Annotated in this window: 23 protein-coding genes; 9 read left to right on the top strand and 14 right to left on the bottom strand. The window is 70.1% G+C overall.

The features are described from left to right. Nucleotides 1-176: 176 nt before the first annotated feature. The 3 genes from smc (at nucleotide 177) to msrA (ending at nucleotide 4,663) form a co-directional block, all read left to right on the top strand. The gene (gene smc, locus EOW66_RS13375) at nucleotides 177-3,635 is read left to right on the top strand and encodes a chromosome segregation protein SMC (protein ID WP_128156826.1); all 3,459 of its coding nucleotides are present in this window, start codon (nucleotides 177-179) and stop codon (nucleotides 3,633-3,635) included. An 81-nt stretch (nucleotides 3,636-3,716) separates the two neighbouring features. Beyond that, nucleotides 3,717-4,160 (top strand): peptide-methionine (R)-S-oxide reductase MsrB, encoded by a 444-nt coding sequence (gene msrB, locus EOW66_RS13370; RefSeq protein WP_128156825.1) that lies wholly within the window; start codon nucleotides 3,717-3,719, stop codon nucleotides 4,158-4,160. Next, nucleotides 4,160-4,663: a peptide-methionine (S)-S-oxide reductase MsrA gene (gene msrA, locus EOW66_RS13365; protein WP_206363709.1), complete on the top strand. Its 504-nt coding sequence runs from the start codon at nucleotides 4,160-4,162 to the stop codon at nucleotides 4,661-4,663. Before msrB ends, msrA begins: the two co-directional genes overlap by 1 nt. Before the next feature lie 19 nt (nucleotides 4,664-4,682). Here msrA and fliP read toward each other — a convergent pair whose 3' ends face one another. The 4 genes from fliP to fliF are packed head-to-tail and all read right to left on the bottom strand — an operon-like array spanning nucleotide 4,683 to nucleotide 7,913. Further along, entirely contained in the window at nucleotides 4,683-5,408 is a 726-nt protein-coding gene (gene fliP / locus EOW66_RS13360; RefSeq protein ID WP_128156823.1) for a flagellar type III secretion system pore protein FliP, read from the bottom strand. A gap of 3 nt (nucleotides 5,409-5,411) precedes the next feature. Then, the gene (locus tag EOW66_RS13355; RefSeq protein ID WP_113901536.1) at nucleotides 5,412-5,690 is read right to left on the bottom strand and encodes a FliM/FliN family flagellar motor switch protein; all 279 of its coding nucleotides are present in this window, start codon (nucleotides 5,688-5,690) and stop codon (nucleotides 5,412-5,414) included. After that, nucleotides 5,683-6,276, bottom strand: coding sequence for a flagellar biosynthesis protein (locus EOW66_RS13350; RefSeq protein ID WP_128156822.1), 594 nt, complete (start codon nucleotides 6,274-6,276; stop codon nucleotides 5,683-5,685). Before EOW66_RS13350 ends, EOW66_RS13355 begins: the two co-directional genes overlap by 8 nt. Continuing rightward, the gene (fliF, locus tag EOW66_RS13345; protein WP_128156821.1) at nucleotides 6,276-7,913 is read right to left on the bottom strand and encodes a flagellar basal-body MS-ring/collar protein FliF; all 1,638 of its coding nucleotides are present in this window, start codon (nucleotides 7,911-7,913) and stop codon (nucleotides 6,276-6,278) included. Before fliF ends, EOW66_RS13350 begins: the two co-directional genes overlap by 1 nt. A gap of 128 nt (nucleotides 7,914-8,041) precedes the next feature. Here fliF and EOW66_RS13340 point away from each other — a divergent pair, with 128 nt between their 5' ends. The 5 genes from EOW66_RS13340 to EOW66_RS13320 are packed head-to-tail and all read left to right on the top strand — an operon-like array spanning nucleotide 8,042 to nucleotide 12,599. Further along, on the top strand, nucleotides 8,042-8,521 hold the full coding sequence (locus tag EOW66_RS13340) for a flagellar basal body-associated FliL family protein (protein WP_128156820.1): 480 nt from the start codon (nucleotides 8,042-8,044) through the stop codon (nucleotides 8,519-8,521). 10 nt (nucleotides 8,522-8,531) lie between these two features. Beyond that, nucleotides 8,532-8,891 carry a hypothetical protein gene (locus EOW66_RS13335; RefSeq protein ID WP_128156819.1) on the top strand — a complete coding sequence of 120 codons (360 nt, stop codon included), beginning with the start codon at nucleotides 8,532-8,534 and terminating at the stop codon, nucleotides 8,889-8,891. Continuing rightward, nucleotides 8,888-9,472: a MotE family protein gene (locus tag EOW66_RS13330; RefSeq protein WP_128156818.1), complete on the top strand. Its 585-nt coding sequence runs from the start codon at nucleotides 8,888-8,890 to the stop codon at nucleotides 9,470-9,472. Before EOW66_RS13335 ends, EOW66_RS13330 begins: the two co-directional genes overlap by 4 nt. Before the next feature lie 59 nt (nucleotides 9,473-9,531). Beyond that, nucleotides 9,532-10,401: a flagellar motor stator protein MotA gene (gene motA / locus EOW66_RS13325; protein WP_128156817.1), complete on the top strand. Its 870-nt coding sequence runs from the start codon at nucleotides 9,532-9,534 to the stop codon at nucleotides 10,399-10,401. Then, a complete protein-coding gene (locus tag EOW66_RS13320; protein ID WP_128156816.1) occupies nucleotides 10,398-12,599 on the top strand; it encodes a hypothetical protein in 2,202 nt (733 codons plus the stop codon). The genes motA and EOW66_RS13320 overlap by 4 nt, the downstream gene beginning before the upstream one ends. A 42-nt stretch (nucleotides 12,600-12,641) precedes the next feature. Here EOW66_RS13320 and EOW66_RS13315 read toward each other — a convergent pair whose 3' ends face one another. The 10 genes from EOW66_RS13315 to EOW66_RS13270 all read right to left on the bottom strand — a co-directional run bounded on the left by EOW66_RS13315 (nucleotide 12,642) and on the right by EOW66_RS13270 (nucleotide 21,194). Further along, the gene (locus EOW66_RS13315) at nucleotides 12,642-13,889 is read right to left on the bottom strand and encodes an OmpP1/FadL family transporter (protein ID WP_128156815.1); all 1,248 of its coding nucleotides are present in this window, start codon (nucleotides 13,887-13,889) and stop codon (nucleotides 12,642-12,644) included. 80 nt (nucleotides 13,890-13,969) lie between these two features. After that, nucleotides 13,970-14,368 (bottom strand): SCP-2 sterol transfer family protein, encoded by a 399-nt coding sequence (locus tag EOW66_RS13310; protein ID WP_128156814.1) that lies wholly within the window; start codon nucleotides 14,366-14,368, stop codon nucleotides 13,970-13,972. Nucleotides 14,369-14,384: 16 nt separating this feature from the next. Then, a complete protein-coding gene (locus tag EOW66_RS13305; protein WP_128156813.1) occupies nucleotides 14,385-16,106 on the bottom strand; it encodes a nickel-dependent hydrogenase large subunit in 1,722 nt (573 codons plus the stop codon). Continuing rightward, the gene (locus tag EOW66_RS13300) at nucleotides 16,103-17,479 is read right to left on the bottom strand and encodes a (Fe-S)-binding protein (RefSeq protein ID WP_128156812.1); all 1,377 of its coding nucleotides are present in this window, start codon (nucleotides 17,477-17,479) and stop codon (nucleotides 16,103-16,105) included. The genes EOW66_RS13305 and EOW66_RS13300 overlap by 4 nt, the downstream gene beginning before the upstream one ends. Beyond that, nucleotides 17,476-18,129 carry a nitrate reductase gene (locus EOW66_RS13295; protein ID WP_128156811.1) on the bottom strand — a complete coding sequence of 218 codons (654 nt, stop codon included), beginning with the start codon at nucleotides 18,127-18,129 and terminating at the stop codon, nucleotides 17,476-17,478. Before EOW66_RS13295 ends, EOW66_RS13300 begins: the two co-directional genes overlap by 4 nt. Next, nucleotides 18,129-19,232, bottom strand: a complete 1,104-nt coding sequence (locus EOW66_RS13290; protein WP_128156810.1) for a hydrogenase small subunit — start codon at nucleotides 19,230-19,232, stop codon at nucleotides 18,129-18,131. The genes EOW66_RS13295 and EOW66_RS13290 overlap by 1 nt, the downstream gene beginning before the upstream one ends. Continuing rightward, nucleotides 19,229-19,651 carry a hydrogenase expression/formation C-terminal domain-containing protein gene (locus EOW66_RS13285; protein WP_128156809.1) on the bottom strand — a complete coding sequence of 141 codons (423 nt, stop codon included), beginning with the start codon at nucleotides 19,649-19,651 and terminating at the stop codon, nucleotides 19,229-19,231. Before EOW66_RS13285 ends, EOW66_RS13290 begins: the two co-directional genes overlap by 4 nt. Further along, nucleotides 19,648-20,160, bottom strand: coding sequence for a hydrogenase maturation protease (locus EOW66_RS13280; protein ID WP_128156808.1), 513 nt, complete (start codon nucleotides 20,158-20,160; stop codon nucleotides 19,648-19,650). Before EOW66_RS13280 ends, EOW66_RS13285 begins: the two co-directional genes overlap by 4 nt. 409 nt (nucleotides 20,161-20,569) lie before the next feature. Further along, the gene (gene flgN / locus EOW66_RS13275) at nucleotides 20,570-20,914 is read right to left on the bottom strand and encodes a flagellar export chaperone FlgN (protein ID WP_128156807.1); all 345 of its coding nucleotides are present in this window, start codon (nucleotides 20,912-20,914) and stop codon (nucleotides 20,570-20,572) included. Then, a complete protein-coding gene (locus EOW66_RS13270; protein WP_128156806.1) occupies nucleotides 20,907-21,194 on the bottom strand; it encodes a rod-binding protein in 288 nt (95 codons plus the stop codon). Before EOW66_RS13270 ends, flgN begins: the two co-directional genes overlap by 8 nt. Before the next feature lie 1,623 nt (nucleotides 21,195-22,817). Between EOW66_RS13270 and EOW66_RS20410 the strand changes: the two genes are divergently transcribed. After that, nucleotides 22,818-23,897 (top strand): flagellar hook-length control protein FliK, encoded by a 1,080-nt coding sequence (locus EOW66_RS20410; protein ID WP_164881129.1) that lies wholly within the window; start codon nucleotides 22,818-22,820, stop codon nucleotides 23,895-23,897.

The raw sequence follows: 23,897 nt of genomic DNA, 5'->3' as shown, positions 1-23,897 counted from the left end.
CCTTATTGCGCGAACCTGTGCCCAGCCTAGGCAAGGCGCGGCCGGGATCAAGCCGAAACCCGCGCAGATCTTGTGGATAACCGCGTCCAGCCCGCCAGATCATGGGGTGCGCGGTTGACTCGCCCGTGGCTGCACCCGAAACTGCCCCACCCTGAACAGAATCGGAAAGATCTGCCTTGCGCTTCTCCCGCCTGCGCCTGAACGGCTTCAAGAGCTTCGTCGACCCGACCGACCTCGTGATCCACGACGGTCTGACCGGCGTCGTCGGGCCGAATGGCTGCGGCAAGTCGAACCTGCTCGAGGCGCTGCGCTGGGTGATGGGCGAGAACCGCCCGACCGCGATGCGCGGCGACGGCATGGAGGACGTGATCTTCGCCGGCGCCGCCACCCGGCCGGCGCGCAACTTCGCCGAGGTCTCGCTCAGCATCGACAATACCGAGCGGCTGGCGCCCTCGGGCTTCAACGATGCCGACACGCTGGAGATCGTGCGCCGGATCACCCGCGATGCGGGCTCGGCCTACAAGGTGAACGGCAAGGACGTGCGGGCGCGCGACGTGCAGATGCTGTTTGCCGATGCCTCGACCGGCTCGCAATCGCCGGCGCTGGTGCGGCAGGGGCAGATTTCCGAACTGATCAACGCCAAGCCGAAGGCGCGGCGGCGGATTCTGGAAGAGGCGGCGGGGATCTCGGGCCTGTATCAGCGCCGGCACGAGGCCGAGCTGAAGCTCAATGGCGCCGAACAGAACCTGCTGCGCGTCGATGACGTGGTCGAGCAGCTGGGCGGGCAGCTGGCCACGCTTGCCCGGCAGGCCCGGCAGGCGGCGCGCTATCGCGAGCTCGGTGCGGCGCTGCGCCGGGCCGAGGGCATGCTGCTCTATCGGCGCTGGCGCGAGGCCGACCTTGCCCGCGAGGAGGCCGAGGCGGGGCTGCGGGCGCGGCTGACCGCGGCGGCGCAGGCCGAGGGCGCGGCGCGCTCGGCGGCGAAGGCGCGCGCGGTGCAGGAAGACGGCCTGCCGCCGCTGCGCGAGGAAGAGGCGATCGCCGGCGCGATCCTGCAGCGGCTGGTGTTGCAGCGCGACGCGCTCTCCGATCAGGAAGCGCAGGCGGCGGCCCGGATCGAGACGCTGAAATCGCGCATCACCCAGCTTGACCGCGACATGGAGCGCGAGGCCGGGCTGAACCGCGACGCCGGCGAGACGATCGAGCGGCTCGACTGGGAGATGGGGCAGCTGCTGAAGGCGGCCGAAGGCCAGGACGACAAGCTCGAGGCGGCGGCCGAGGCCTCGGCCGAAGCGGCGGGGGTGCTGGCCGACCGCGAGGCGCAGCTCGCCGAGATGACCGAGGATGTCGCCCGGCTTGCGGCCCGGCACGGCTCGGCGCAGCGGCTTTTGTCCGACAGCCGCGCGACCGCGACCCGCGCCGAGGCCGAGGCCGCGCGCGCGGCCGATCAGGCCGAGGAGGCCGCCGAGGCGCTTGAACGCGCCGGCGAGGCCTTCGAGGCGGCGCAGATCGCGCAGGAAGAGGCGCAGGAGGCGACCGAGACCGCCGAGGAGATGCTGACCGCCGCCGAGGAGGCCCGTGCCGAGGTGCAGGCCCGCGAATCGGCCGCCCGTGCGATGCGGTCCGAGGCCGAGGGCGAGGCCGGCGCGCTGCGCGCCGAGGTGACCGCGCTCGCCCGGCTGGTCGAGCGCGAGGCGGCGAGCGGCCAGCAGCTGCTCGACCGGGTGCAGGTGGAACCGGGCTATGAGGCGGCGCTTGGCGCGGCGCTGGCCGACGACCTGCGCGCCCCCGAGGTCGGGGAAGACGCCGCCTCGGGCTGGGGTCTTCTGCCCGATTACGACGCGCCGCAACCGCTGCCCGCGGGCGTCGCGCCGCTGGCCTCGCATGTCGGCGTGCCCGAGGTGCTGGCCCGCCGCATCGGCCAGATCGGCCTTGTCGCCGACGCTGCCGAGGGCGCGCGGTTGCAGCCGCTGCTGGCGCCCGGCCAGCGGCTGGTGTCGCTCGCGGGCGATCTGTGGCGGTGGGACGGCTTCCGCGCCGGCGCCGAGGATGCGCCAAGCGCCGCCGCGCTGCGATTGCGCCAGCTCAACCGTCTGGTCGAGCTGAAACGCGACCTCGAGGAGGTCGCGGCGCGGGCCGAGGGCGCACGGCAGGCGCATGAGGCGCTGACCCGGGCGCTCGCCGATGCCTCGACCGCCGATGCCCGCGCCCGCGAGGCGCGCCGCACCGCCGATCAGCGTCTGGCCGAAGCCGGCCGCGCGCTGAGCCGGGCCGAGGCCGAGCGTGCGATTGCCGCGGGCAAGCTCGAATCCGCGCGGCTGGCAATGAAGCGGCATGGCGACGAGGCGTCCGCGGCGCGGCTGGCGCTCGCCGAGGCCGAGGCGCAATCGGCGGCGCTGCCGAACCTCGATGCCGCGCGCGCCGATGTCGACGCGGTGAAGATGACGGTCGAGGCGGCGCGGGTGACGATGCTCACCCGCCGCTCGGCCCATGACGAGATCCGCCGCGAGGGCGAAGCCCGGCTGAAGCGCCGGCAGGAGATCACCAAGGAGCTGTCCGGCTGGCGCCACCGGCTCGAGACCGCCGAGAAGCGTTCGGCGGAACTGGCGGCGCGCCGCGCCGAGGCGGTGGACGAGCTGTCCGAAGCGGCCGAGGTGCCCGAGGAGCTGGCGGCGAAGCGCGAGGAGCTGTCCGAGGCGATCGAGAGTGCCGAGGAGCGCCGCGGCACCGCCTCGGAGCGTCTGGCCACGGCCGAGGCCGCGCTGCGCGAGGCGCAATTCGCCGAGCGCGAGGCCGAGCGGCTGGCCGGCGAGGCGCGCGAGGGCCGGGCCCGCGCCGAGGCTCGGGTCGAGGCCGCCCGCGCGACGCTGTCGCAGGCCGCCGACCGCATCCTCGAAGTCACCGAGCAATCGCCGCAGGCACTGTTTGCAAGCCTTGGCGAGGGCGCCGAGGAGATGCCCGGCGCCGATGAGCTGGAAACCGAGGTCGCCCGGCTGAAGCGCAGCCGCGAGGCACTTGGCGCGGTCAACCTGCGCGCCGAGGAAGACGCGCGCGAGGTGCAGGGCGAATACGACACGCTGGTGCAGGAAAAGGGCGACCTCGAAGAGGCGATCCGCAAGCTGCGCTCGGGCATCCAGGGGCTGAACCGCGAGGGGCGCGAGCGGCTGCTGACCGCCTTCGAGCAGGTGAACCAGAGCTTCCGCAACCTGTTCACCCACCTCTTCGGCGGCGGCGAGGCCAATCTGGTGCTGGTCGAATCCGACGACCCGCTCGAAGCCGGGCTTGAAATCATGTGCCAGCCGCCGGGCAAGAAGCTGTCGGCGCTGTCGCTTCTGTCGGGCGGCGAGCAGACGCTGACCGCGCTTGCGCTGATCTTCGCTGTGTTCCTGGCGAATCCGGCGCCGATCTGCGTGCTCGACGAGGTCGACGCGCCGCTCGACGATGCGAACGTTACCCGGTTCTGCGACCTGATGGACGAGATGACGCGGCGCACCGACACCCGCTTCCTCGTCATCACCCACCACGCGGTGACGATGAGCCGGATGGACCGGCTGTTCGGCGTGACGATGCAGGAGCAGGGGGTGAGCCAGCTCGTCTCGGTCGACCTCAAGCGCGCCGAGCAGCTGGTGGCCTGAGACGGTCCGCAAGGGCGCGGGGCTGGACATCCGCCGCCCGCGCCCCATCTTCTGCGCCAGACCGCAACAGGAGGGAACCGCATGAGCAGGACCTATGCGAAGACGCCCGAGGCGCTGGCCCGGCTGACGCCCGAGCAATACCGGGTGACGCAGGAAAGCGGCACCGAACGGCCCTTCACCGGCGAATACACCGACACCGCCGAGCCCGGGCTTTACGTCGACGTGGTCTCGGGCGAGCCGCTCTTCGCCTCGCAGGACAAGTTCGACAGCCATTGCGGCTGGCCGTCCTTCACCCGCCCGCTCGAGGCCGAGCACGTCACCGCGCACCGCGACCTCAGCCATGGCATGGTGCGGGTCGAGGTGCGCTCGAAACACGGCGACAGCCATCTCGGCCATGTCTTCCCGGACGGGCCGCAGGACCGCGGCGGGCTGCGCTATTGCATCAACTCGGCCAGCCTGCGCTTCATCCCGCGCGACCGGATGGAGGCCGAAGGCTATGGCGACTATCTGGACATGGTGAAATGATGACCGAGACCGCCCTTCTTGCCGGTGGCTGCTTCTGGGGGATGCAGGATCTGATCCGCAAGCTTCCGGGGGTGATCGCGACCCGCGTCGGCTATAGCGGCGGCGACGTGGCGAACGCGACCTATCGCCACCACGGCACCCATGCCGAGGCGATCGAGATCACCTTCGATCCGGCGCAGATCAGCTATCGCCGGCTGCTCGAGTTCTTCTTCCAGATCCACGACCCGACCACGCCGAACCGGCAGGGCAACGATATCGGCCTCTCCTACCGCTCGGCGATCTTCTACATGTCCGAGGCGCAGCACCAGACCGCACTCGACACCATCGCGGATGTCGATGCCTCGGGCCTGTGGCCGGGCAAGGTGGTGACCGAACTCGCCCCCGCCGGCCCGTTCTGGCAGGCCGAGCCCGAGCATCAGGACTACCTCGAGCGTTTCCCGAACGGCTATACCTGCCACCGGATCCGTCCGGGCTGGGTGCTGCCGCGCCGCGCGGCCGAGTGACCGGCCGCGGGCCGCGGCGCTAGAGATAGCTGCGCACCAGCGCCCCCGAGACCAGCACCCAGCCGTTCGCCACCACGAAGAAGGCGAGCTTGAAGGGCAGCGCCACGGCGGCGGGCGGCACCATCATCATGCCCATCGACATCAGGATCGCCGAGACGACAAGGTCGATGACGAGAAAGGGCAGATAGACGAGAAAGCCGATCTCGAACGCCCGGGAGATCTCGGACAGCATGAAGGCCGGCACCAGGGTGGAAAGCGGCGCCGCCTTCAGCTCGCCCGCGAAGGGGGTGCCGTCGCGCAGGCCGGAAAGCTGGGCGAAGGTGTCGGGGTTCACCCGCCCGGCCATGAAGCCGCGAAACGGTTCCACCCCGCGCGCGAACGCCGTGGCAAGGTCGACCGTGCCGTCGAGGAGCGGGCTGATGCCGGCGTTCCAGCTTTCGGTGAAGGTCGGTTCCATGATGAACCAGGTCAGGAACAGCGCGAGACTGACGATCAGCATGTTCGGCGGCGACTGCTGCAACCCCATCGCCTGACGCAGGATCGACAGCACGGTGACCACGAAGGGAAAGCAGGTCACCATGATCGCGAGCCCCGGTGCGATGCTGAGCAGGGTGATCCCCGCGATCATCAGCATCGAGCGGCCGGCAAGGCTGTCGCTGCCGCCGAGGTCGAGCGAGATCTGCTGCGCCGCGGCGGGCAGCGCGGCAAGGCACAGGAACGCGGCCAGAACCGCGACACGACGCATGGTTCAGAGCCCGTTCTGCAGGTCGACCACCTCGGTCAGCCGCACGGCGAGCTGGCCCGCCTGATCGCCCTCGAGCTCGGTCAGCTCGCCGCGCGCGATCAGCTTGTCGCCGACGTAAAGCTCGACCGGGTCCTCGACCTTGCGGTCGAGCGGCAGGATCGCGTCGCGCTTCATCCGCAGCAGGTCGCGCACCAGCGGACGTGCCTTGCCGACCGAGATCGTGATCTCGATCGGGATCTGCGAGAACGGGCTCGCGGCAGGGTCTTGGCGAACGTCATCCATGGTCGGTCTCCTGCAAGGTGGCATCGAAGTAGCTGCGGATCGCCGCGGTGATCGCCGCGGTCACGCCGTCGAGGTCGATCCGCGTCTCGGCATCGGGGAATTTCAGATAGGCCTGGCCGTCGCCGAGGCTCGGCTCCGCGGCGAAGGTCAGCGGCAGGCCTGCCGCCGGCAGCAGCGCCCGCAGCAGCGCCAGGCTTGCGGGCGAGGCGACCACCGTCACCGGCCGGTCGAGAACCGTGCCCGCCAGCGGCAGAAGCTGTTCGACGACGATCCGCGGCAGCGCCTCCCGCGCCGCGGCGGGCAGAACCTTCGCCGCCATCTCGAGCAACAGCGGCTGCAGCGCGACCAGAAGGTTGCGCCTTGCCTCGACGAAGGTGAAGGACATCTCCTGCAGCTGCTGGCACAGCTGCATGCGCAGCTTTGCGGCCTCGCCGTCCTGCGCCGCGACCGCGTCCTCCCAGCCGGCGGAATAGCCCTGCTCGAAGGCCGCGAACCGCGCCTCCTCGAATGCGGCCGGGGCGATCTCGATCGGCTGCGGCGCGCCCGCGTCGGTCTCGAAGGTTTCCAGCCGGACCGGATTCCTCATCAGACACGCTCCTGCGTTTTATCCATCCAGCCACGCAGGATCTCGACCGATTCGGCCTGACGCTGACCGATCAGCCGCTTCAGCCGGGCGACCGGATCATCCTCGAGCTCGGCCGTCTGCCCCCCGAAGGCCGAGGCCATCGAGATCGGCACCGGCAGGTCGGAGGTGCCGAAATCCGCCACCAGTTCCATCTCGCGCTCCGGCGCCTCGTCACCGCTGATTTCTCCGATCAGCGCGGGCGCCGCGCCAGGCTGCGCCGACAGCGGCGCGGGCAGGCCCGAGCGCGGCGGCATGGCGATGCGCGGCGCCAGCGCCGGCCGCACCACGAACAGCGCCAGCACGACCACCACCAGCACCAGCGCCGCAATCTCGATCAGCAGCATCAGGTCCAGCGGCGCGCCGCCACCAAGCATCCCCGCCGTCGCCATCGCGCCGGTCTCGGCGATCGGCTGGAACGCCATCGAGCGCAGCGTGATGACATCGCCGCGCGCCGCATCGAAGCCCACCGCCGAGGCGACAAGGTCATGCAGCGCCGCGATCTCGTCCTCTGACCGCGGCACCACCGTGATCTGCCCGCTCGCATCCTTGCCCTCGGTGCCGTCGACCAGCACCGCGACGGTGATCCGCTTCACGTCGCCGGGATTGCGCACGATCTCGCGCGTGGTTTCCGACAGGTCGTAATTCGTCCGCTCGCGCGTCTCGTTGCCCTGCCGCTGCGAATTGCCGCCATTCGCGCCTTGCCCGTCGGGCAGGTTCGAGGCAACCGAGACGCCGCCGGTCTTGCTCTCGTCGGCCTTGTTCGAGCTTTCGGCAGTGTCGGTGGAGATCACCGTGCGGCTGGTCGGGTCGATGCGCCGCTCGGTGATCGCCTCGCGCTCGGTCACCGTCTCGACCGCAACCTCGACCACCGCATTGCCATAACCGACCCGCGCCTCGAGCAGCCGCTCGATGTTGCGGCGCAGCATCGCGGCGCGGTCTTCGCCCAGGGTGGCGGGTGTCTCGTCCCCGGCCGCGACCAGACCACTTGCCGTGTCGATCACCGAGACATCCTCGGGCGTCATCCCCGCGACAGCCGAGGCGATCAGGTATTTCAGGGCCTTGGCCTGCGGCGGTGTGAGCCCGCCCGCGCCGGTGGTGACGGTCACCGAAGCGGTCGGGCGGCTTTGCGTGCGGAACGAGACCCCCGCGGGCGGGGCGATATGCACCCGCGCCGCGCGGATCGCCGGATTGGCAAGAATGGTGCGCGCAAGTTCGCCTTCCTTCGCACGCCAATAGGCGGCGTCGAACATCTGCGAGGTGGTGCCGAAGCCCGAAAGCGAATCGAGCAGCTCATAGCCCGCGCCGCCGGTCGCCGGCAGCCCCTCGGCCGCAAGCGTCATCCGCAGCGCATCCCGCTTCGGCGCCTCGACATAGATCGAATCGCCGCGCACCTCGTATGCCACCGCACGCTGTTCGAGCGCGGAGATCACCTCGCCCGCCTTCGCCCCGTCGAGCCCGGCATAAAGCAGCCCCATGTCCGGCCGCGCCGTCAGGCCCGACAGCGCCAGCACCGCCGCAAAGACAAGCGCCGTGGCCCCGAGGACGATGATGCGGCGACGCGCGTCGAGGTTTCCCCATACCGTCGTCAACTGTTGCAAGCCGCACCTCCACACGAGCGGGTATCTGTCCCGTCGTCCCGGGCATCTTTCCGCGATCGCCCTTAACAATCGGTTAGTCGTCTCAGGGCTATAGCTGGGGCGACGAAGAAACCGGTGATGCGATGGCGATGGCGCAGACACAGACGGAGCCGGAAGCGGCCCCTTCCCACAGCTCGAGACTGCCGCTGATTTTCGGCCTCGTGCTGATGATCGCCGGCGGCGGAGCGAGCTTTGCGGCGCTCTACCTCGGGCTGCTGCCGGCCGGTCACGGCGCGGCGCAGGACACGGCGACGGGGCCTGCGGCCTTGCCGGACATCGCCTATGTGGCGCTCGAGCCGATGGTGATCTCGCTGTCGGACCCGGCCGCGCGGCACCTGCGCTTTTCGGCCCAGATCGAGGTGCCCGCCGCCTATCAGAAGGATGTCGAGCTGCTGCGGCCGCGGGTGGTCGACGTGCTCAACGGCTATCTGCGCGCGGTCGATCTGCGCGACATCGAGGACCCGGCCGCGCTGATCCGGCTGCGCGCGCAGATGCTGCGCCGGGTGCAGATCGTGTGTGGCGCGGACCGGGTGCGCGACCTGCTGATCATGGAATTCGTTCTGAACTGAGGAAAGCCCGATGCAATTGTTTGCCGATCTTCTGGCCGGGCTCGGCGCACTTGGCGCGGCGGTCTATTGCCTGGTCCTGTCGCGCCGGCTGAAACGCTTCAACCAGCTCGAGAACGGCATGGGCGGGGCGATCGCGGTGCTCTCGGCCCAGGTCGACGACATGACGAAGGCGCTGAACCGCGCGCAATCCACCGCTGCGCTCTCGGCCGAGCAGTTGACCGCCCTGACCGAACGCGCCGAGCAGGGCGCCGAGCGGCTCGAACTGATGCTTGCGGCCCTGCACGACCTGCCCGAGGCAGAGACCGGCGCGCGCCGCCCCCGCGTGCTGCGCCGCCGGCCCCGCGCCTCGGGGATGGAGGCGGCGGAATGAAGCCGCCCGCCGCCCGCCCGCCGCGCCGCCCCTGGCGCCCGGGCCGCGCCCTCCTGCCGTTGATCGCCGGCACCTTCGCGGTGGCCGCGGTGATGCGGATCGGCGACGGCGTCGGGCTGGCGCTGGCGCTCGACGCCGGCACCGGCGGCGCCGCCACGACCTGCCCCGACCCGGCCGCGAATGCCGCGCTTTTGCGCGCGCTCGAGGACCGGGACCAGAAGCTGAGCCTGCGCGAAGGGATCATCGCCGACCGGGCGCAGGCGCTGCGGCTCGCCGAACAGCGCATCGACGAGCGTCTCGCGACGCTGATCGCGGCAGAGAATGCGCTGTCGAAGACCGTGGCGGTCGCCGATTCCGGGGCCGACGCGGATGTCGCGCGGCTGGTCACCGTCTACGAAAACATGAAGCCGAAGGAGGCCGCGCCGCTGTTCGAGACGATGGCGCCCGAATTCGCGGCGGGTTTCCTCGGCAAGATGCGGCCCGAAGCGGCGGCTGCCGTCCTCGCCAACCTGACGCCCGAGGTCGGCTATTCGATCAGCGTCATCATGGCCGGCAGGAACGCCGGCGTCCCCCGCCGCTGAACCGCGGCATCGGTCAATCCCCCGCGCAAGACTGCCGGGCGTACTGTGGAGAGAGATGAATGATCGGCATTGTCGGGATGATCGTCATCTTCGTGATGGTGTTCGGCGGCTTCGTCGCGGCAGGCGGCAAGATCGGCATCATCCTGAAGGCGATGCCGTTCGAGCTGATCATGATCGGCGGTGCCGCGGCGGGCTCGTTCCTGCTGTCGAACAGCCTTGCGACGATCAGGCACACGCTGCGCGACCTCGGCAAGGTGTTCCGCGGCCCGACCTGGCAGCCCGCCGACTATCGCGACCTGCTGTGCCTGCTGTTCGAGCTGATCCGGCTGGTGCGGCAGAACCCCGTCGCCGTCGAGGAACATATCGAGGCGCCGCAGGGCTCTTCGATTTTCCAGAAATATCCGAAAATCCTGAAGGATCACGAGGCGGTCGAGATGATCTGCGACACGATGCGCGCCGCCTCGATGAATTACGACGACCCGCATCAGGTCGAGGAGATCCTCGACAAGCAGCTCGAGGCCAATTACGAGCACGCGATGCAGTCGAGCCACGCGATCCAGACCGTGGCCGACGCGATGCCCGCGCTTGGCATCGTCGCCGCGGTGCTTGGCGTGATCAAGACGATGGCGGCGATCGACCAGCCGCCCGAGATCCTCGGCCACATGATCGGCGGTGCGCTGGTCGGCACCTTCCTCGGCGTCTTCCTCGCCTATGGCTTCGTCGGCCCCTTCGCCAGCCGGATCGGCGCGGTGATCGAGGAGGACAGCCATTTCTACAAGCTGATCCGCGAGGTGCTGGTCGCCAATCTTTATAACCACGCGACCAACATCTGCATCGAGGTCGGCCGGCAGAACACCCCCCATCACATCCGCCCGAGCTTTTCCGAGCTGGAAGAGGCGCTGCGGACGGTGAAGGCAGAGGCGGCATGAGGCTCGGGCTGATCCTTGCAAGCGGCGCGCTGATCTGCGCGGCCGGCGCGGCGCTGGCGCAACAGGTGCCGGTGCGCTCGGGCGAGCATGACGGCTTCTCCCGCCTGGTCTTCATGTTGCCGCCCGGCACCGACTGGCAGCTGAGCGAGAGCGAGGGGGCGGTCACCCTGCGCACCCCGGGCGAGAGCTTCGGCTATGACACCGCGGATGTCTTCCGGCTGATCCCGCGCAACCGGATCACCGCGCTTGCCGCACAGGCCGATGGCGCGATCCGCATCGCCACGGCGACGGGCACGGTGCACGCGGCGTTCCAGCTTGCCTCGGGCGCCGTGGTGCTCGACATCCTCGATGCGCCCGAACTGCCGATGCCGGGGAGCCCGCCGCGCGAGGCCCCCAGGACGCCGCTGCGCCTCGATCATCTCGGGACCTACTGGCGCGAGCATACACCGCCTGCGCCCCTTCCTGCGGCCCCCGCCGCGCCGACAGCACTGCTGCCCCGCCTTGCCCCGCCCGACCCGCGCGTGCGCGAAGCGGAAACCGAGCTGCTCGCCCAGCTCAGCCGTGCCGCCTCGCAAGGGGTCATCAGCGCCTTCGTGACACCGCCGGCGATGGCGCCGGCGCCGCAGCCCAGCGGCGCGGCCCCCGCCGCCGCGGCCGGGGCCCATCTGGCGATCGCATCACAGACGGTCTTCGACCGCGACATGATGGGCAGCGCCCCGGGGCCGCAGCTGCTTGCGAACGGCCAGCGCTGTGCGCCGGACCGGGCCTTCGCGCTGGAAAGCTGGGTCTCCGATGCCCCGGCGGGCGCGCAGATCACAGCGGCACGGCAGGGGCTGGTGGGCGAGTTCGACCGCCCCGACCCGGCCGCGGTCGAACGGCTTGCGCGCACCTATCTCGGCCTCGGCTTCGGCACCGAGGCGCGCGCCACGCTGCGCGGCTTCGGCCTCGACACGCCCGCCGCCGGGGCAATCGCCTATGTTGCCGCCGTGCTCGACGAGCTGCCGGTGCCCGATTCGCCGCTCTCACACATGGCCGCCTGCGACGGCAAGGTCGCACTCTGGGCCCTGCTCGGCCGCGGGACGGCGCAGAACGAGGCGCCGAACCTGGCCGCCGTGCGGCGCAGCTTCTCGGCGCTGCCGGTGCCGATCCGCAAGATCGTCGGCCCCGAGCTGGTGCGCCGGCTGCTGGCGCTTGGCGCCGAAAGCGACGCGCGCGAGATCGGCTCGATGATCGCGCGGGCCGTGCCGGAGGGCGATCCCGCACGCGGCCTGATCGACGCGCGCATCGACATCGCCCGGGGCGCGCCGGCGCAGGCCGAACCGGTCCTGGCCGGGATGATCGACCGCAACAGCGCCGACGCGGCGCAGGCGCTGATCCTGCTGGTCGACACCCGGCTCAGCCGCGGCGAGCCGGTCGACGAGGCGACTGTCGAGCTTGCCGCCGCGCGCGCGCGCGAACTCCGCGGCTCACCCGAGGGGGCGCGGCTGCTGCGCGCGCAGATCCTCGGCGAGGGCTCGGTCGGGCGGTTTTCCGAGGCCTTCGCGGCACTCGCGGCCTGGCCCGCCGGGGACACGCCCGCGCTGGTGCAGGAAACCCGGCGCAGTCTGTGGGGGCTGCTCGCCCGGGTGCCGGACGACACACTGTTCCTTGGCCAGTTCCTTGCCCGGCACGATCAGGTGCCGGTGGAGGAGCTGCCCAATCTGGTGCGGTTGCAGATGGCCGACCGGCTCACCGCCGCGGGCCTGCCGGGCCCCGTGCGCGACCTGCTTGCCGGCTCGCTCGGGCGCACGCCCGACGGGCGGGTGGCGCTGGCCGCCGCCGCCATCGCCGAACGCGACGGCCCGGCGGCGCTGTCCTATCTCGAGGCGCTCGACGGCAGCCGCGCCACCGCGCTGAAGGCCCGCGCCCATGTGCTGCTGAACGAACATGCGATCGCGCAGCAGATCTTTGCGGCCGCAGGCGACCTGCCAAGCGCCACCGCCGAGGCCTGGCGTGGCGGCGACTGGGGCTTCGTTGCCGCGAATGGCAGCGAGGCCGAGAAGGCGCTGGTGCGGCTTTACGATCTCACCGCCGAGGAACCGCCGGCCCCGCCCCCCTCGCCGGCCGATGGGGTCGCGGGGTTCAGGGACCTGATCGCGCGCAGCCAGGCCGAGCGCGAGGCCCTGACCCGGCTGCGCGCCGACTTCCCCGAACCGTGAGGACGCCCCCGCCGGAGGGCGCCCTGCCGGTCTTTCGAAGGCTCAGAACCGCCGCGTCCAGCCGACCGACGCGCTGAACTGATGCATCTCGAGCTTGACGGTGCCGCCGCCCATCGAAGCGGGCAGCGTGCCCTTGACCGAGTTCGACAGCGCATAGCCCACCGAGAAGTCGAGCCGGTCGTTGTCGCTCAGCATCTTCGAGCCGCCGAAGCTGACGTGATCCTCGACGATGCCGGGGGCGAGGATGTTCAGGCTCACGTCCTCGGGCCCGACCGGGTTCGTCGCATGGGCATAGCCCACGCGCCAGGTCATGTCGGGGGTCTGCTGCCATTCGGCGCCAAGCCGGATCACGTCGACATCGTCCCAGCCAAAGCCCGCACCGCCCGGTGCCCCCATCGGTCCGGCATCGGTCGCGTTGCCGACCGCACCGACGTCGCTGTAGAAGATCTTCTGATAGTCGAGCAGCAGCGTCACATCCGGGCGCGGGTGATAGGCGAGACCCGCGGTGATCGAGGCGGGAATGTCGAAATCACCGCCGTTCTCGAACAGGTTCGAATAATCGTCGAGCTTCGACATCTCGAAGCGGGTCTGCGCCGAAAGGCCCAGCGTCAACTGCGGCGAGACCTCGTATTGCACGCCCGCCCGCAGCCCGACGCCGGTGGAATAATCGGTGTCGTCCCTGGTGACGCCGAAGGCCGCAAGGCCGCGCGCCGAGAAGCTCTGCACCGCGACCGTGGGCGCGATGCCCCAGGACAGCCGCCCCATCTTCTGCGCATAGGTCACCGACAGGAACAGCTGGTTCAGGTTCACCCCCGCCTTGCCGCCGCACAGCACGCCCGAGCCGCCGCCGAAATAACCGCAATTCGGGTTGGCGACCGCCGGGTAGGAGGTGTTCATCCCGCCGTTGCCATAGGCCGCGAAGTTCAGCACCGCGCCGTTCTGCAGCGGCATGTTGTAGGAGAAATTCGGCACGAGGAAATACTCGTGCCCGCTTTCCACCTTGCCCGGGGCGACGAAGTAGGTGTCGGTGCCGGTGTAGCTGCGCCGCGGCGAGAACACCTGCATGCCAAGGCTGAACTCCTTCCCGACCGACGCCACCGCGGCGGGGTTGATCGCGCTCGACATCCCGTCCTGGCTGTAGGCCACGCCCGCGCCCGCCACGCCGCGCTGCGCAACGCCATAGCCCAGGGCAAAATATCCTTCGGTGGCCGAAGCGACTTCCGGCACCAGTGCCGCCACAAGGCACAGCGCCGCCGTTCCCGCGAGGCGGGGTTTCAGGGTGGACTTCATTCAAGCCTCCATGGGCTGGAGTTGGTCAAAATCTTCCGCACCGCCCCAGCCGGAACCGGAGGCGATCCGAAAGCGACAGGTTATCCGACGCGCGACATTGCGGCGAAGGATTTGATGAAGGGGCCGGCCATGCGCGGGTCCTTGATCATCGCACTGTAATCGCCGACCTCGAACTTCATCTTGCCGGTGGTATAGGCGACACCCAGATCCATCATGGTCGGCGGCTTCTTCAGCCACTTGTCCCAATGTTCAGGCGTGCAGCGGATGTCCCAGCTCAGCGGCTCGCCGGCATAGGCGCCGCTCGAGATCACCTTGCCGCCCTCGATCACCATCACCCCCTTCGGCGCCGGATCCCCTTTGAAGCCATAGGCGATGGTCGACTTGAAGCCGATCTGCTCGAGCGCGCCGGCAAGCGCCGGCTCCTTGTTCCATTCCGCGGCGAACCCGGCCATCCATTCGGGGCTGAAAATTTCGCTCATCTTGTCTTTCTCCTGTTCAGCAGACCTTGACCTGCAGCCGTTCTTCGCCGTCCGGGTCCATCACATGCACCGCGCAGGCGAGGCAGGGGTCGAAGCTGTGGATCGTGCGCAGGATCTCGAGCGGCTGGTCTTCGACCGCCATCGTGTGATTGTCCTGCAGCGCGGCCTCGTAGGCGCCCGACTGACCCTGCGCATCGCGCGGCCCGGCGTTCCAGGTCGAGGGAACCACGGCCTGGTAATTGGCGATCTTGCCATCCTCGATCACGATCCAATGGCCCAGACCGCCGCGCGGCGCCTCCATGAAGCCGACGCCCCTGGCCTGTTTCGGCCAGCTTGCCGGATCCCATTTCGTGCCGTTGAAGGTGGTGGTGTCGCCGGCCTTGATGTTGGCGATCAGCGCCGCATACCAATCCTGCATCGCATCGACGATCAGCTTGGTTTCGAGCGTGCGTGCCGCGACCCGGCCGAGCGTCGAATACAGCCCGCGCACCGGCAGATCGAGCGTGGTGAGCGCGCTGTCGACCAGCGCCTTCGCCTGTTCCTGCCCGGTGGCATACATCATCAGCACCCGCGCCAGCGGGCCGACCTCGACCGGCTTGCCCTTCCAGCGCGGCGCCTTGATCCAGGAATAGGCGCCCTCGACATCCAGCTGCTCGAAGGGCGGCTTCGGCCCGGTGTAGTCGAGCGCGGTCTCGCCCGCCCAGGGGTGCAGGCCCTTGTCCTTGCCGCCCTCGTATTCATACCAGGAATGGGCGATGTATTCCTCGATCTCGCCCTCGGCCGACAGGTCGACCGGGTGGATCGTCGACAGGTCGCGGTCAAGGATCACGCCCGGCGGCACCAGCCAGCTCGCGCGGTCCGAGGTCAGCCCGGTCGACGGGAAGTCGCCATAGGTCAGGAAGTTGCCCAGCCCCTCGCCGCGCGTCGCCCAGTCCTTGTAGAAACCGGCGATCGCCAGCGTGTCGGGCAGATAGACCTCGTCGACGAAGCTTTGTGCAAGGTCGATGATGTTCTTCACCTTGGCCAGCTTCTCGGCGTTGATCGCGCTGTCCGAGTTCAGGTCGATCGGGCTCGGCACACCGCCCACCACGAAGTTCGGATGCGGGTTCTTGCCGCCGAAGATCGCGTGCAGCTTCGCCACCTCGCGCTGCCAGGCGAGCGCCTCGAAGTAATGCGCGACGGCCATCAGGTTTGCCTCGGGCGGCAGCTTGTAGCCCGGGTGGCCCCAGTAGCCCTGATTGAAGATACCGATCTGCCCGCTCTCGACGAAAGTCTTCAGCTTCGTCTTCATGTCCGAGAAATAGCCCGGGGACGAGTTCGGATGCTTCGAGATCGACTGCGCCAGTGCCGAGGTCGCCGCCGGGTCGGCATCGAGCGCCGAAACCACGTCGACCCAGTCGAGCGCGTGCAGGTGATAGAAGTGCATCACGTGGTCATGCACGTATTGCGCCCCGATCATCAGGTTGCGGATCAGCTGCGCGTTGGTCGGGATGTCGATCTTCAGCGCATCCTCGACCGCGCGGATCGAGGCCATGCCATGCACCAGCGTGCACACGCCGCAGATCCGCTGCGCGAAGGCCCAGGCGTCGCGCGGGTCGCGGCCCTTCAGGATGATCTCGAGCCCGCGCACCGAGGTGCCCGAGGAGAAGGCCTGCGCGATGCGGCCGTCCTCCATCTGCGCCTCGATGCGCAGGTGCCCCTCGATGCGGGTGATCGGATCGACGACGATACGGCTCATGCCTTGGCTCCTTCCGTCTTCGGCAGATGCGCCGCGATGATCGCGGCAAGGCTTTCCACCGGAATCGTGTCACCGGCATTGACCTTGCCGACCTCGAAATTCATCCGGCACGAGCCGCAGGAGACGACGAGGGTCTTCGCCTCGGTCTTCTCGATCTCGGCCATCTTCACCCGATAGCCCGCGCGCTTGAGCGGGTTGGCGCGTTCGATCAGGAAGTTGCCGGCCCCGCCGCCGCAGCAGAAGTTGTAGGCGCGGTTGCTTTCGGTCTCGTGCAACTCCCAGCCGATCGCCTTCAGAATGGCGCGCGGCTCCTCGAAGACGCCGCCCCAGCGGCCGACCTTGCACGGGTCGTGCAGCGCGACGACACGCGGCTCCTTGTCCTTCTCGAGTTTCAGCCGGCCGTCCATCACCGCCTTGCCGAAATACTCGGACACGGTCATCACGTCGAAATCGACGGGCTTGCCGAGCGCCTCGGCCGCGCCCCAGCGCAGCGCCGGGAAGGCGTGGCCGCATTCGGGCACGATCACCACCTTGGCGCCGACCTCGATCGCGGCATTGGCGAGCTTCGCCGCCATCTTCTTCTTCGTGCCCTCGTGGCCCGAAAGCAGGCCGAAGTTCGCCCCCTCGTAGGCGTCCGAGCGCAGGGTGTAATCAATGCCCATGTGATGCAGCGTCTCGATCGTGCCGCCGGTCGCATCCTGGAACAGGTGGATGTCGAGCCCGGTGGTGATGAGCAGCACGTCGGCTTTCGGCTTGTCGATCGGGATCTCGAAGCCGAGCTTTTCCTGCAGCGCATCCATGCGGAAGCGGAACAGATCCTCGTCGGCGCCGAAGATGGTGCCGTCGGCCTCCTGCCCTTCCTGCATGAAGCGCAGCTCGTCCGGCATCAGCCGCGCCGCGGCGAGCGCCGAGCGGTTCAGCGCCACCATGTCGGCGATGTTGATCCCCGCCGGGCAGACAAGGTTGCACCGCCCGCACATCGTGCAGGCGTCATAGACCAGTTCCTGCTGGGCGCGCAGATCGTCGGCGGTGATGTCCTTCACGATGAACTTCTTCAGCCAGCTCAGCGGCGACAGTTCGCGGTCATAGACCCGCTTCATCAGGTCGAGCTTGTGCACCGGCGTGTATTTCGGGTCCTCCGTGCCAAGGTAGAACTGGCAGGCCTGGGCACAGGCGCCGCAATGCACGCAGGCGTCGAGCTGGGTGGCGAAATTCGCGTCGATGCCCTTCAGGAAGACTCGCTTCGCCGCGGCGACGCGCTCCTCGTCGGCGACTTCGACCGGGGGGCTCGCCAGATCCTTCAGGCTGGCGGCCATGCCGTAGAACATGGCGAAGGCTTCGTCGAGCTCCTGCTTGGTGACGACTTCGGTCATGCTTGCACCCCCCTGCGCCAGAACTTCACGCCCAGGATGTAGCGGGACGGAAGCAGCGTGATGACATGGAACAGTTTCGAGAACGGGAACCACACCAGCAGCAGCGAGATCGACAGGATGTGCAGCGCCAGCATGGTTTCATAGGCAAGGCCATAATGGGCGAAGGCGAGGAAGCCGGTGATGAAGGGCAGCATCGTCACGACCAGGCTCGAATAATCGTTGAAGGTCGAGATGTAGCGCAGCACCGGGTTCACGATGCGCCGGCCCAGAAGCCACAGCAGCACGCCAAGCGTGATCCCCGCGACGGCGACGACGACGCCGTTCGGCAGCGTCGGCCAGCCAAAGCCCAGCAGCCCCTGGAAGAACATCACATGAATCTTGAAGAACAGCAGCACGATGAAGAAGCCCAGATGCCAGATCCAGCCCGCGACATATTGGAACGACACCCGCCGCTCGAACACCGGGGCGGGGATGAAGCGGCTGAGCACGGTGCGAAAGCCGTGCCGGGCAAGGTGATTGTCGCGGTTGCGCGACAGCGGCCTGTTGCGGTGCAGCAAAAGCAGGCCGAGCGCGCGCCAGACCATGCCGACGACGAAGATGAAGGCGGCGCCCTGAAGCGCGGGACCGCGTGCGAAATCAAGAAGGGTCATCAGCTGGTCTCCTTCTGCCCGGCATCCGCCACTGGCGGCGCCTCGAACGGGCCGGCCTTGCCCTTTTCCTGCATCTTGCGCCCGGCATAGCCCGCACCGGCGCCCAGAACCGCACCGGCCAGAACGCCCGCCGCAACCGTGCCCGAGCCAAGCTCGGTCGCCGTCGACAGCGGCGCATAGAAGCTGCCCTTGTCCCAGAAGTTCGGCTCCGAACAGCCAAGGCAGCCATGCCCCGCCTCGATCGGGAAGGAGGTGCCCTCGTTCCACTTCAGCACCGCGCAGGCGTTGTAGGTGGTGGGGCCCTTGCAGCCGAGCTTGTAAAGGCACCAGCCGGCCTTCGCGCCTTCGTCGTCGAAGCTTTGCGCGAACTGGCCGCGTTCATAGAACGGCCGGCGATAGCAGCGGTCGTGGATGTTCTGGCCGTAGAACACCTTCGGCCGGCCGAGGTCATCGAGCTCGGGCAGGCTGCCGAAGGTGATGTAATGGGCCAGCACCGAGGTCATCACCGCCGGGATCGGCGGGCAGCCGGGCACGTTGACGATCGGCTTGTCGGTGATGATCTCCGAGACCGGCACCGCGCCGGTGGGATTCGGTTTCGCATAGGGGATGCCGCCGAAGGCCGAGCAGGTGCCCATGCAGATCACCGCGGCGGCGCCCTTCGCCACCTGTTTCAGCGTCTCGACATTGCTTTGCCCGGCGACGGTCGAGAAGCCCGGATTGCCAAGCGGCACCGAGCCGTCGACGACGACCAGATACTTGCCCATGTTCTCGGCCATCGCCTGTTCGCGCGCGGCCTCGGCCTGATGGCCCGCGGCGGCCTGCAGCGTCTCGTGATAATCGAGCGAGATCGCCTCGAAGATCAGGCTCTCGATCGAGGGCGCCCCGGCGCGCAGGATCGATTCCGAGCAGCCGGTGCATTCCTGGAAGCTGAGCCAGATCACCGACGGCCGGCGCTGGCTTTCCAGCGCCTCGGCGATGCGCGGGGCAAAGGCCGGCGGCAGGGCCAGAAGCGACGCGGTGGTGGTGCAGAATTTCAGGAAACTGCGCCGCGAGATGCCGCGCTCCTCCAGCCGTTCGCCCAGTGTTTGCTGCCTTCGGATCATGATGCCTCCTCCAGGTCGCTGATTTGGTCCAGTTTGCGCGCAAGCCGGGCGGCGGCGGCGCGGATGTCGGCGTCCTGACTGCGCAGGATCTCCGGCAGGGGGGTAATCTCGATGTAGCGGCCGCGCAGCATGTCGTCGGTGTCGCGGTGGGTGACCAGCCAGACGCCGGAAAAGCCGGTCTCGGTCACCTCCGAGCGGCCCTCGGCCTCGATCACCGCGCGCACCTCGCCCTCGCCGAGCGAAGCGGTGAGCTGCTGCAGTTCCGCGGGCGTCATCGGCAGGCTGCTGAGGTCGATCACATGGGTCTCGCCGGTGCGGGCGAGGCGGTCGAGCGCATGGGAAACCTCGTGCAGCACCAGAACCATGTTCCCGGTCCCGGCGGCACGCCGGCGCAGCACCTCGTTCAGATCCGGCCTCATGCGCAGACCTCCGTCACCGCGGCCTGCCAGCGGGCGACGATCTGCCGCGCCGCCTCGGCCGCGACCGGCAGCGCCGCGGCAACGGCCTCACTCGGCGCCAGCCCCCAGCCGATCTCGCCCGGCTCGATGCCGATGAGCGCGCGGCGCGCAGGCAGATCGCCGGTCAGCCGCGCCATGTCGAGCAGATCGCGCAGGCCGACCTCATGCACGCTCAGGCTGCCGGCGCGGACGAAGTGATCCATCTCGGCATCCTCGAGCGCGCGCACCGTGCCCGGCGCCGCACCGAAACGGGCGGCGTCAAAGACGATCAGCGCCTCGGCGGCGCCGATCTCCTCGGCCAGCGGAAAGCCGAGCGTGCCGACGTCGAGACAGCTCACACCAAGCGCCGCGCCATGACGTTCCTCGAACAGCCGCAGCGCGAGCGGCCCCGCCGCCTCGTCGGTCAGAAGCGTGTTGCCGACGCCAAGGGCGAGGATTCGCGGGGTGCCATCTGTTCCGACTCTGCTCACGCCCTAGCCCTCCAGGAACGATCTAACATGTCATAATATTTGAATATTTTGCAGCCGAGCCAGCCGCACCCTATTCCTGCGACAGTCTAACACAGGCACCGGCGAAAGTGATAATGAAATCCCCGCAACACATTGGAAAGGAAGGGTTCTCTGGCGAGAACGGAACGCGACCATGGTGGCGCGGGCGCCACGAAGCGGAAAGAACATTTCCACGGAGAACAGCCGCCGGAAGCCGTCTTTCCACTCGCAGATCCGATCGCTCGTCTTCCGGAAAGGAAACCGCGCCTTGCCACACTGCGGCGCATGCCGGCCGGCGCCGGGTCGCCCGTGGCGGCGCAAAGCCGCCCCGCATGTCCGCCAGCGCGCTCCTTCCGCGTGACACGCCTGCGCCGCGGATCGGGCGCATCGCTCAGGCGCGCTTCTCGAGCGTCGGCCGCTCGGGGCTGATCCGCTGCGCCCGGCCGCGCTGGTCATAGCTGTGATAGCCCTGCGCCCCCTGCACGATCTCGCCCAGCCGGATGCGCGCCGCCCGCACGCCCTCGATCGCCGCCTGCAGCAGGTGCTGGTTCTCCTGCGCCATGCGCTGCACCTGCGCGAGCCGTGCCCCCGGCGTGCCCGCGAGCGCGGCAAGCAGCGCCTCCTTGCGCGCGATCAGCGGCGCCAGCTCCTGAAACCGGCCCGCGCGCAGCGTCTCGCGCTCCTGCCGCAGATGTTCCAGCAGCTGCCGGATGGCCCCGTCGTTGTGCTCAGGCATGACCTTGTCCTTTCGTCAGCGCGTGAAAGATCGACTCGGCCAGCCCGACCCCGCCTTTCTCCGCCATCTTTTCCGAATAGGCGTCGCGCAGGAACGAGGCGAACTGCTCCTCGCCGATGCCGCCGCCAAAGCTCTCGAGCGGGCGCCCGACCTGGGCGCATTTCAGCATCTCCGACAGGAAGGCCGCCTCGAGCCTGACCGCCTGCGCGCGCAGCTTCTGTTCGGTCTGCGCCGGCGTCGCGCCGGTCGGCGCAACCGGTATCGGCTGAAGATCCTGCATCCTGTCGCCCCGCTGCAGATGGATGGATTTGCAGCGAAAATCGCAGGACTCCGTAAAGAAGCGGTAACTTCCTGCTGCCATTCTGCGCAGACCCGGCAGATGTCGCGATGGCCCATGACCCAGCTTCTCCTCCCCGACCCTCTTGCGCAGCTCGCGACGCCCCCGGCCCGCGGGCGCGACTACAAGGCGGGCGACCCGGCCGCAGGCATGGCCTTCGCCGTGGTGATCGACGCGCTGTCGACCGGGGGTGAGGAAACCTCTGCGCCGATGGCCGGCGGCCCCGTGGCGGCCCCCGGACCGTGCCTCGAGGCGCTGGCCGCCCCGCTGCTGGCCCCCGACTCGCCGCCCCGCCCCGGTGCCGGGCGGGACCTGACCGCAGGGATCGCGCCCCCCTCCGCCGCCCCGGCCCCGCGCCTTGGCCCGTCGCCCGGGGCAGCCCCCGCCGCAACCGGAACCCCTGCCGGAGCGGCCGGGAGCGGCCTCCTTCTCCCGGCCGATCTGCCCGCAGGAGCCCCGCCCCCGCCCGCCAGCGGGGCGCAGACGCGCGCCCCCGACATGCGCCGCGCAGAGACCGGCCCCGATCAGCCGCCGCGCCCCGCCGAGACGCCGGCAGCTCCGCCCACGCAACCGTCGCTCGCTGCAGCCGCGGAAGCCGGGATCTCCGCCGTCGCAGCAGGGCATCCGAGCAAGGCCGCCGTGCCCGCCTCCCGGCCAACAGATGACCCGCCCGCCGCCGGCGGTGCCGATCCGACCGATCCGCCGCGCGATGGCGCCCCGTCCACTTCCGCCATGTCCGCTTCCGCCGTGTCCGCCGCCGCGATCGGCTCTCCACCGCCCCTGCCGAATACCCCGGCCCCGGAACCGGCGTCCGGGACCCCACGCGCGGCGCCACTCCCGCCCCGTGCCGGGTCGCCCCCGGACATCACGCCGGATCTGCGGCCGCGCGCACCCGCCGGTCCGGCGGGCGAGGCTGCCGGCGGGCCCCCTGCCGCACCGGCGGCCGGGCAGACCTTCGGCGCCCCGGCCCCCACAAGCCCCGCCGCGGAACAGGCCGTTTCGCCGCGCCCCGACACGGGGGCCGGGCGTGGGACGACCGACACCGGCACCAGAACGGCAACGGAGCACCGCTCCACCTTCCGCAAGGAGCGCCCCGCAGAGCCTTCCACCGCAATCGGCCCGGTGATGCCGGCAATCGCCCCCGCGGCCGAAGGTCGCGACACCACCGCCGAAGCCACGGTTTCTGCGCCCCGGGCCGGACACGGGCGGCGCGCGGTCCTGCCGGACTGGTCACGGACGATACCCGCCGCCGCGCGCACCGCTGCCCCCTCCTCCGGAGCGGCAGAGCTTGCCCTCGCGCCGACCGCGGCCCCGGGAGAGGTCCACCGGCCCATGGCGGGTCAGCCGCAGCCCCGGCCCGCCCCGCCAGCGGAGCGGCACACAGCCGTCGCCACGGCGCCCGGCGGCGGCCAGATTGTCGCGGCGGCCTTGCCCGTCCCGGCCCAGGCCCCGTCCGCCCCGGCGGCCGTCGCCGCAACCGGCCACGCCCCGGCCGCGCCCGACCGCCGCGGCGACGCTCCGGCACCGGGGCCGCAGGCGCCGTCCGCCGCCTCCCCGCCAGCGCCGATGCGGATCACGGTTTCCATGCCGGACAATCCGGCGCCCGCCACCAAGACCGAGCCTTCACAGACGCCGGCACCGGCCGAGGCAGCCCCCGCCCCCGTGCCGCCGGGCGAGGCAGCCCCCGATTCGCGGACGTCCGAGGCCCCGGTCCGGCCGATCACCACCGCGCCGGCAGGGGCCGCCCCGGCCATGGCCGCCGCGCTGCACCCGCCAGCCGCCGCGGCCGATGGGGTCGATGGGGTCGGTGGCGCCAGGAGCGCCCCCGCCGGCATAGCCCCCGATGCGGCCCCGCAACCGCAGCCGGCACCGGAGCAGGCCGGAACCGGGCGACCGGCCCCCGAGACCGGCGCGCAGACGGCCGCGGCGCCCGCCGCGCCCCCGATGGCGGCCCCCGCCGTCGCGGGCCGAGCCGATCCGCTGGGGTGGACCGCCGCGCGACCGGAGGCGCCCGCCCGGGCTGCGACCGGACCGACGGCGACAGAGCCGCACTCCCCCCCCCGTGCCGCCGTCCGGCCGCCCGCGGACGAGGGCGGCGATGCCGCGGGACAGACCCGCGCCACCGCCGCAGCGCCCGGCGCATCAGGTCCAGACGGCCCCGTCCTTGCCGCGCCGGCACCGACGCCGACGCTGGCACCGACACCGACACCGACACCGACACCGGCAGGCCGCGAGATCGGCCATGTGCCCGCGCATCACGTGCTGCGCCAGCTGCACGAGGCCGTCGTGCACCGCCCCGACGGCCCGGTCGAGGTCGCGCTGTCTCCCGAAGAACTGGGCCGCGTCCGCCTGACTCTGCATCCGGCCGAGCACGGCATCACCGTCGCAGTGCAGGCCGAGCGCCCCGAAACGCTCGACCTGATGCGGCGCAACATCGAAATGCTGGCGCGCGATTTCCGCGACCTCGGCTACACCGACGTCTCCTTCAGCTTCGGTGCCGAGAGCGGCCGGCAGCAGCGCGGCGAGACCGCCCCGGACAACAGCTTCGGTGCCGAACCGGATCGCCCCGCCCCCGCCACACCCACCGCCGCCCCGCCCCGCCCCGCGCCGCGGAGCACGGACGGCTCCCTCGATCTTCGCATGTAA

It is taken from the genome of Paenirhodobacter huangdaonensis, assembly GCF_004022465.1.
Lineage (GTDB): Bacteria > Pseudomonadota > Alphaproteobacteria > Rhodobacterales > Rhodobacteraceae > Rhodobacter > Rhodobacter huangdaonensis.
This window is presented reverse-complemented; position numbering and strand designations above follow the sequence as displayed.

Bases quoted from the DNA above. Each gene is read 5' to 3' on its own strand.
- EOW66_RS13330 (WP_128156818.1), top strand. From the start codon at position 8,888: ATGAAGCCGCCCGCCGCCCGCCCGCCGCGCCGCCCCTGGCGCCCGGGC.
- msrA (WP_206363709.1), top strand. From the start codon at position 4,160: ATGACCGAGACCGCCCTTCTTGCCGGTGGCTGCTTCTGGGGGATGCAG.
- EOW66_RS13285 (WP_128156809.1), bottom strand. From the start codon at position 19,651: ATGAGGCCGGATCTGAACGAGGTGCTGCGCCGGCGTGCCGCCGGGACC.
- EOW66_RS13355 (WP_113901536.1), bottom strand. From the start codon at position 5,690: ATGGATGACGTTCGCCAAGACCCTGCCGCGAGCCCGTTCTCGCAGATC.
- EOW66_RS13290 (WP_128156810.1), bottom strand. From the start codon at position 19,232: ATGATCCGAAGGCAGCAAACACTGGGCGAACGGCTGGAGGAGCGCGGC.
- EOW66_RS13340 (WP_128156820.1), top strand. From the start codon at position 8,042: ATGGCGCAGACACAGACGGAGCCGGAAGCGGCCCCTTCCCACAGCTCG.
- EOW66_RS13350 (WP_128156822.1), bottom strand. From the start codon at position 6,276: ATGAGGAATCCGGTCCGGCTGGAAACCTTCGAGACCGACGCGGGCGCG.
- fliP (WP_128156823.1), bottom strand. From the start codon at position 5,408: ATGCGTCGTGTCGCGGTTCTGGCCGCGTTCCTGTGCCTTGCCGCGCTG.
- EOW66_RS13335 (WP_128156819.1), top strand. From the start codon at position 8,532: ATGCAATTGTTTGCCGATCTTCTGGCCGGGCTCGGCGCACTTGGCGCG.
- EOW66_RS13295 (WP_128156811.1), bottom strand. From the start codon at position 18,129: ATGACCCTTCTTGATTTCGCACGCGGTCCCGCGCTTCAGGGCGCCGCC.
- msrB (WP_128156825.1), top strand. From the start codon at position 3,717: ATGAGCAGGACCTATGCGAAGACGCCCGAGGCGCTGGCCCGGCTGACG.
- EOW66_RS20410 (WP_164881129.1), top strand. From the start codon at position 22,818: ATGCGGATCACGGTTTCCATGCCGGACAATCCGGCGCCCGCCACCAAG.
- EOW66_RS13320 (WP_128156816.1), top strand. From the start codon at position 10,398: ATGAGGCTCGGGCTGATCCTTGCAAGCGGCGCGCTGATCTGCGCGGCC.
- EOW66_RS13315 (WP_128156815.1), bottom strand. From the start codon at position 13,889: ATGAAGTCCACCCTGAAACCCCGCCTCGCGGGAACGGCGGCGCTGTGC.
- EOW66_RS13310 (WP_128156814.1), bottom strand. From the start codon at position 14,368: ATGAGCGAAATTTTCAGCCCCGAATGGATGGCCGGGTTCGCCGCGGAA.
- EOW66_RS13305 (WP_128156813.1), bottom strand. From the start codon at position 16,106: ATGAGCCGTATCGTCGTCGATCCGATCACCCGCATCGAGGGGCACCTG.
- EOW66_RS13270 (WP_128156806.1), bottom strand. From the start codon at position 21,194: ATGCAGGATCTTCAGCCGATACCGGTTGCGCCGACCGGCGCGACGCCG.
- motA (WP_128156817.1), top strand. From the start codon at position 9,532: ATGATCGGCATTGTCGGGATGATCGTCATCTTCGTGATGGTGTTCGGC.
- EOW66_RS13300 (WP_128156812.1), bottom strand. From the start codon at position 17,479: ATGACCGAAGTCGTCACCAAGCAGGAGCTCGACGAAGCCTTCGCCATG.
- flgN (WP_128156807.1), bottom strand. From the start codon at position 20,914: ATGCCTGAGCACAACGACGGGGCCATCCGGCAGCTGCTGGAACATCTG.